Annotated in this window: 1 rRNA gene; it reads left to right on the top strand. The window is 52.7% G+C overall.

The window, feature by feature from the left end:
- Nucleotides 1-1,748, top strand: a 23S ribosomal RNA gene (locus AC1MDE_RS25770); the annotation flags it as partial.

Raw genomic sequence — 1,748 nt, 5'->3', positions numbered from 1 at the left:
GGTGACTGCGTACCTTTTGTATAATGGGTCAGCGACTTATATTCTGTAGCAAGGTTAACCGTATAGGGGAGCCGCAGGGAAACCGAGTCTTAACTGGGCGTTAAGTTGCAGGGTATAGACCCGAAACCCGGTGATCTAGCCATGGGCAGGTTGAAGGTTGGGTAACACTAACTGGAGGACCGAACCGACTAATGTTGAAAAATTAGCGGATGACTTGTGGCTGGGGGTGAAAGGCCAATCAAACCGGGAGATAGCTGGTTCTCCCCGAAAGCTATTTAGGTAGCGCCTCGTGAACTCATCTTCGGGGGTAGAGCACTGTTTCGGCTAGGGGGCCATCCCGGCTTACCAACCCGATGCAAACTGCGAATACCGAAGAATGTTATCACGGGAGACACACGGCGGGTGCTAACGTCCGTCGTGAAGAGGGAAACAACCCAGACCGCCAGCTAAGGTCCCAAAGTCATGGTTAAGTGGGAAACGATGTGGGAAGGCACAGACAGCCAGGATGTTGGCTTAGAAGCAGCCATCATTTAAAGAAAGCGTAATAGCTCACTGGTCGAGTCGGCCTGCGCGGAAGATGTAACGGGGCTAAACCATGCACCGAAGCTGCGGCAGCGACACTATGTGTTGTTGGGTAGGGGAGCGTTCTGTAAGCCGTTGAAGGTGAACTGTGAGGTTTGCTGGAGGTATCAGAAGTGCGAATGCTGACATAAGTAACGATAAAGCGGGTGAAAAGCCCGCTCGCCGGAAGACCAAGGGTTCCTGTTCAACGTTAATCGGAGCAGGGTGAGTCGACCCCTAAGGCGAGGCTGAAAAGCGTAGTCGATGGGAAGCAGGTTAATATTCCTGCACTTGGTGTTACTGCGAAGGGGGGACGGAGAAGGCTAGGTTATCCGGGCGACGGTTGTCCCGGTTTAAGCATGTAGGCGGAGAGTTTAGGTAAATCCGGACTCTTATTAACGCTGAGGTGTGATGACGAGCCACTACGGTGGTGAAGTAACTGATGCCCTGCTTCCAGGAAAAGCCTCTAAGCTCCAGGTAACACGAAATCGTACCCCAAACCGACACAGGTGGTCAGGTAGAGAATACCAAGGCGCTTGAGAGAACTCGGGTGAAGGAACTAGGCAAAATGGTGCCGTAACTTCGGGAGAAGGCACGCTGTCATCAGGTGAAGTCCCTCGCGGACGGAGCTGAAGGCAGTCGAAGATACCAGCTGGCTGCAACTGTTTATTAAAAACACAGCACTGTGCAAACACGAAAGTGGACGTATACGGTGTGACGCCTGCCCGGTGCCGGAAGGTTAATTGATGGGGTTATCCGTAAGGAGAAGCTCTTGATCGAAGCCCCGGTAAACGGCGGCCGTAACTATAACGGTCCTAAGGTAGCGAAATTCCTTGTCGGGTAAGTTCCGACCTGCACGAATGGCGTAATGATGGCCAGGCTGTCTCCACCCGAGACTCAGTGAAATTGAAATCGCTGTGAAGATGCAGTGTACCCGCGGCAAGACGGAAAGACCCCGTGAACCTTTACTATAGCTTGACACTGAACATTGAGCCTTGATGTGTAGGATAGGTGGGAGGCTTTGAAGCGTGGACGCCAGTCTGCGTGGAGCCAACCTTGAAATACCACCCTTTAATGTTTGATGTTCTAACGTAGGCCCGTAATCCGGGCTGCGGACAGTGTCTGGTGGGTAGTTTGACTGGGGCGGTCTCCTCCCAAAGAGTAACGGAGGAGCACGAAGGTTGGCT

The sequence above is a fragment of the Pantoea folii genome (assembly GCF_056678875.1).
The sequence above is the reverse complement of the archived record's forward strand: the minus strand, read 5'-3'. Positions and strand labels throughout refer to the sequence as shown.